Annotated in this window: 8 protein-coding genes and 2 pseudogenes; 3 read left to right on the forward strand and 7 right to left on the reverse strand. The window is 34.4% G+C overall.

Annotated elements, in window-relative coordinates:
• The 3 genes and pseudogenes from MKL51_RS17670 to MKL51_RS17680 all read right to left on the reverse strand — a co-directional run.
• Window positions 1–541: pseudogene (locus MKL51_RS17670) on the reverse strand (IS5-like element ISAba13 family transposase); the annotation flags it as partial.
• On the reverse strand, window positions 469–774 hold the full coding sequence (locus MKL51_RS17675; RefSeq protein WP_308738294.1) for an AAA family ATPase: 306 nt from the start codon (window positions 772–774) through the stop codon (window positions 469–471). The pseudogene MKL51_RS17670 and the gene MKL51_RS17675, both read right to left, overlap by 73 nt.
• Window positions 729–857 carry an AAA family ATPase gene (locus MKL51_RS17680; RefSeq protein ID WP_002123981.1) on the reverse strand — a complete coding sequence of 43 codons (129 nt, stop codon included), beginning with the start codon at window positions 855–857 and terminating at the stop codon, window positions 729–731. Before MKL51_RS17680 ends, MKL51_RS17675 begins: the two co-directional genes overlap by 46 nt.
• Before the next feature lie 185 nt (window positions 858–1,042).
• Here MKL51_RS17680 and MKL51_RS17685 point away from each other — a divergent pair, with 185 nt between their 5' ends.
• From MKL51_RS17685 to MKL51_RS17695, 3 genes and pseudogenes are all read left to right on the forward strand, one after another.
• The gene (locus MKL51_RS17685; RefSeq protein ID WP_002123990.1) at window positions 1,043–1,363 is read left to right on the forward strand and encodes a type II toxin-antitoxin system Phd/YefM family antitoxin; all 321 of its coding nucleotides are present in this window, start codon (window positions 1,043–1,045) and stop codon (window positions 1,361–1,363) included.
• 255 nt (window positions 1,364–1,618) lie between these two features.
• Window positions 1,619–1,828: pseudogene (locus MKL51_RS17690) on the forward strand (type II toxin-antitoxin system RelE/ParE family toxin); the annotation flags it as partial.
• Window positions 1,815–2,006, forward strand: coding sequence for a hypothetical protein (locus tag MKL51_RS17695; RefSeq protein WP_002123976.1), 192 nt, complete (start codon window positions 1,815–1,817; stop codon window positions 2,004–2,006). The pseudogene MKL51_RS17690 and the gene MKL51_RS17695, both read left to right, overlap by 14 nt.
• A gap of 176 nt (window positions 2,007–2,182) precedes the next feature.
• On the opposite strand, the gene MKL51_RS17700 is transcribed toward MKL51_RS17695, so the two are convergent.
• From MKL51_RS17700 to MKL51_RS17715, 4 genes are all read right to left on the reverse strand, one after another.
• Window positions 2,183–2,437, reverse strand: coding sequence for a hypothetical protein (locus tag MKL51_RS17700; protein WP_000236586.1), 255 nt, complete (start codon window positions 2,435–2,437; stop codon window positions 2,183–2,185).
• Window positions 2,438–2,653: 216 nt separating this feature from the next.
• Complete coding sequence (locus tag MKL51_RS17705; RefSeq protein ID WP_002123983.1) at window positions 2,654–3,121, reverse strand: hypothetical protein; 468 nt, start codon at window positions 3,119–3,121, stop codon at window positions 2,654–2,656.
• A 60-nt stretch (window positions 3,122–3,181) separates the two neighbouring features.
• Entirely contained in the window at window positions 3,182–3,637 is a 456-nt protein-coding gene (locus MKL51_RS17710) for a hypothetical protein (RefSeq protein WP_001136773.1), read from the reverse strand.
• A gap of 662 nt (window positions 3,638–4,299) precedes the next feature.
• Window positions 4,300–4,508, reverse strand: a 209-nt coding sequence (locus MKL51_RS17715) for a hypothetical protein (RefSeq protein ID WP_086222016.1), incomplete at its 5' end; no start/stop codon positions are given.

The following is a 4,508-nucleotide window of genomic DNA, read 5'->3' on the forward strand; positions in this document are numbered from 1 at the left end:
TGACAACTCGGGTATGTGGTCTGCCTAAGTCCGTAAATTTATTTAATACTGCCATACGTGCATGAATCTCATTGACTTGGCTTTGAAAATTTCTCGCACTGAGTTTATCCCCCAATAATTTGATGCAATGCATCTTGGTTTCAACCAAACTTCGCCGATGATAGCCTGACCATTTCTTCCAAATAGTTCTTCCTAAACGTTTAACTGTTCGAAGCAACTCATTGCGTTCTAGCGAGCTCATCTTTTTATCTTTCCATGGCTTCGCATTTTTTCTTGGTGGAATCACTGCATGTGCTTGCCGATCCGCAATGACCTGTCGGCACTGTTTGGTATCATAAGCTCCATCGGTATAGACGGAGTCAACTCTCTCATCTTGTGGAATCTGATCGAGTAAATCACCAAGTACCTGTGAATCACTCACATTGTTGGTCGTGAGCTGAACAGCGCGTATTTGTAAGGTTTTAGCATCTATACCAATATGTAATTTACGCCATTGGCGACGATATTCAGGCTGATATTTTTTACGCTTCCATTCACCCTCATTTGTGGACGCAATAAAGCAATTTGACCTTCTGCCTCAACTTGATCGTCACCTAGAGTAAAAACTCCTTTAACGGTATTTTCTTGATTGAAATTACGATCAATAAAATCTTTATTATAGACTAGAGTTTTTATTGGTTCTTCACCAAGCCATTGAAGTAAACAATGTGTGTAGCCTAATGGTTGATCTATAATTCTACAATTGTAGTTTTTCCTGACCCATTTGCCCCAAATATAAAATTTATCTGCTTTAAACCATCTAATTGTGTTGGTACACTATAAGTAGCAACATTATTTATATAGACTCCAGTAAGCATAGCTTTCCCTATTTTTAATTTGCACGATTTAAAATTTATTTTTTTAGATTATATAGTTACATACAAATATCATCTACTAATTTTAGAAATATAATAGCCCCATAATAAATAACGGTCGTTTTCTTACATTCGGAACAATATTCTAAAGTGATTTAATTTTTGCCATCCAGTATAAGGTCTTAGATATGAGTCGATTAACTTTTATAAACGGTGCGATTGTTTCTGCGTCTGATGTTCGCAAATCTTGGAGCAAAATTGTTCAATGTGTCAAAGAAAGTCATAAACCTGTTTTTGTTTATACGAAGAATACGCCCGAAGCTGTTGTTCTGAGTTTTGAAGAATTTCAAAACATGCAGGAAATTGTTGAAGCCGTCCGGCGTGAACAGCTAGGACAACAAATGGTTTATGATCTTTTGGATATTAATCAGCTCACTGGTCAACCGATCAAACACATGCTTTTGAACCCCAAAGGTGTATTTGAAGAAGTAAATGGACAAGAAAAATAGCTTTTGAGGATATTAGCGGATTCGAGATTAGAGACAAGCTGATTTAAAAGTCATCTTATATTTATATTCGTTGCACAATGAGCTTTTATTTTCGTGAAATAATAGGAAGTGAAAACATTTTCGTAAGTTAAGTAGCCCTGGTGACATAGAGTTGACTAAGTTTATTGAAAATTACAAAGAACGCTTGGATGTCTATAGAACTATATTAAATAATGCACTGGGTAAAGTAATAGACTCACCCCCGGCGCAAACTTAGGAGAATCTCACACATTACCAATGAGTAAAGGACTATTTGAGTTGCGCTTAAAATCTCAAGAAGGTATTGCTCGTGTTATGTATTGCACACTAGTCGGTAAACGCATTGTAATGCTCCATAGTTTTGTTAAGAAAACCCAAAAAACACCTAAGCAAGATCTAAACCTAGCACTTGACCGCATGAAAGAGGTGAAAAATGCGAACACATGAAGAAATGAAAGCACTTGCATTATCTCGTTCAGCAGTGCGTACCGAATACGAACGAATTGAACGTGAAGAAATGCCCTTGCTCGATATGGTACTTACTGCACGTCGAGAGGCAGGTCTATCCCAAGCGCAAATCGCGGAACGCGTGGGAACAAATGTACCTCTGCCGTTTCACGGCTAGAAAAAGCATTGATCACAGGCAAACCATCACCATCTATTGCCACATTGCAAAAATATGCTGCGGCAATTGGTAAACATGTTGAAGTGCGTTTTGTCTAAATAAAAAAGCACCCTAGGGTGCTTTTTACCAATTCACTAATCAATCAACTTTACACATTTAGCAACAACATCCTGTGCCTATAGACCCTTATCTTTGAAATTACTGTTATACGCACGATCAATATCTCTTAAGCCTTCTTGAATTTCTGCTTTTGATGCATTTTTGTCTGTTAATATTTCATTCCTTAAGCTTTCCTTGGAAACCCCTTTAAGCCTTGCATCCATTATAAGAGACTGATTATATGCATCCTTTACACACTCATTGCGCTCTTTTAAAGATAATTTATTTGGAGTGCAGTGTGCTTCCCAAATTATTGCAAATTGAATAACCACCGTAGCTATTCTTAGAATTTACCTCTCCGCAATATCCTTTTATATTTTGGAATTGGGCTGAATCAGGATCTTTTAAGGTGCTTAAGATAGCTTCTTTTGACTCTTTTTCCACCTTTGAGCAACCATTAATCCCTACCAAACCAAGAACTAAGCTTAAAAAAATAATCTTTTTCTACTATGCGAATCGCTTCCTCTTCATCTGCTTGGTCAATAAAATCAGTTGGAGGAAATGGTCTGATCTGATCCATTAAATATTTGCCTCTTTAAATTTTTTAGCCATTCACTAGCGTATTCAGTCCGTAACTGCAAAGGTCCAGACTCATCAATGCGACATCTTGAAGCTGTCTCTATGCGAACTACGGTGTAGCCCATCTCTTCAGCCACATCGTAACGATCAAGACTACAAGCTTTATTTTTAAGTTTGCCCTTACGACCGCCAGACCATGGACCACCCGCAATTTCAACTAGTATTCGATACTCAATTAAATGAAAGTCAAACCGCCAGTGCTTAGTAGACTTAAACTGAAATTTCTTTTCATATTTAATTTCCAGATTATCTAAAGTTTCAGTAAATTCTTCTTCTGCCTCTAGATATTTTTGTGTAGGCTTTGGCAGTGGCCGGCTTTTAAGTTTAGTTTTAGGTTCTTTTTTCCGAGTAAGCCAAAAGTATTCTGTAGAATCCATTATTCTTACCCATAAAAAAACCGCCCTAAGGCGGTGGCTAAAAATAGAGACAACTAACTATTATTTCTTAAAAGTTGCCTTATAAAGCTTTGAATTAAAGTAATCCGTAATTTCTTTACCTTCGGTTTGAATTTTTTCCTCATTTAAAGGTAAAAAATCTAATTCATATTTCAAGCTCATATACTCTGGAATAAATTTCTTTATAGGCGGAGGTGGTTTAGGTCCACCTTCTGTAATTTTTTCGATAAATCCAGCTAACCATAAAATATACTCACCTTCTGAATTATGAGGAGGAATCAAACTCACATCTATTTTTACTTTACATTCATCTAATTGTTTACTAAACAATTCAACAAAATCAATAAAATTATATTTTAATTTAAATTCTGTTCCCTCAATTTCTCTGCGTATACATGTCATAAGTAAGTTCATATTTTCAATACAGTCATGTGAAAACAATTCCTCATCTTTAATTTTGTTATAAATATTTTCCGCAAACATGAGATACTGTGGCATTTCAGCAGCTCCTCATTTTTATAAAGTATTTTTCTTAAGGTAATCCTATTATAACAATGTTGCAACAAGAAATTTTCCATTTTTAGTTTAAGGAAATTTTAAAAATTATAAAAACGATTATATTCAATAAATTAGTACGAATAAAAGCTAGGGAAGTTTGATTTTTCTATTGAGCTTTAAAATGGATTATTGTGTTTAAATTATCAATTTAAAAAGCTTGCCTAGTAGGCAAGCTCCCCCTTTTTTTGATATTTGCGCTGATCAATAAGGTTTAGTGTTACTTAAAGCAACACACTGATAATACTGAAATATTTAAAAATAAAAAAGCCCACTTCCTATTTTTATTCAGAAATGGGCTTAGCGAAAAAAAACGCTTAGACCTGAAATAGGAAATATCTATTCGGAAATATCTCCAACTTCATATTGGCATAATATTTAAGCACTAGCAATAGGGATTGAATTAAAAATATCAAATATTCATATTTAAATAGATAAAGATTTCTTTTTAAATAGTTTTATTTTTAGCCTACATAATTTTTTTACTTATCAAGAGTTATAAAGAATATGTGCCCATCAATAGGTAATACTTAATAAGGTCTTATGTGTAGTAACCATTAGGCTCTAGAGAGTAAGAACTCAAACTGACTAAAAATAAAAAATAATTAATTTTCAATATTAATGATCATATACTGCAAAGTTATGTATATTCCAACTTCTCCATTGTTGAGTGCCTCATATAAGTCTTCATCAACGAAATCTCCAGATTCATCATATAGCCATTTATGAATTTGAATAATTTGTATATTCCCTTTTTTGTCTATTCTTGCTATTGGGTCTATTACGGACCGAACTATCACCTTCTTCTTCGTCT

Source organism: Acinetobacter sp. AOR18_HL (genome assembly GCF_027855145.1).
Taxonomy (GTDB): domain Bacteria; phylum Pseudomonadota; class Gammaproteobacteria; order Pseudomonadales; family Moraxellaceae; genus Acinetobacter; species Acinetobacter pittii.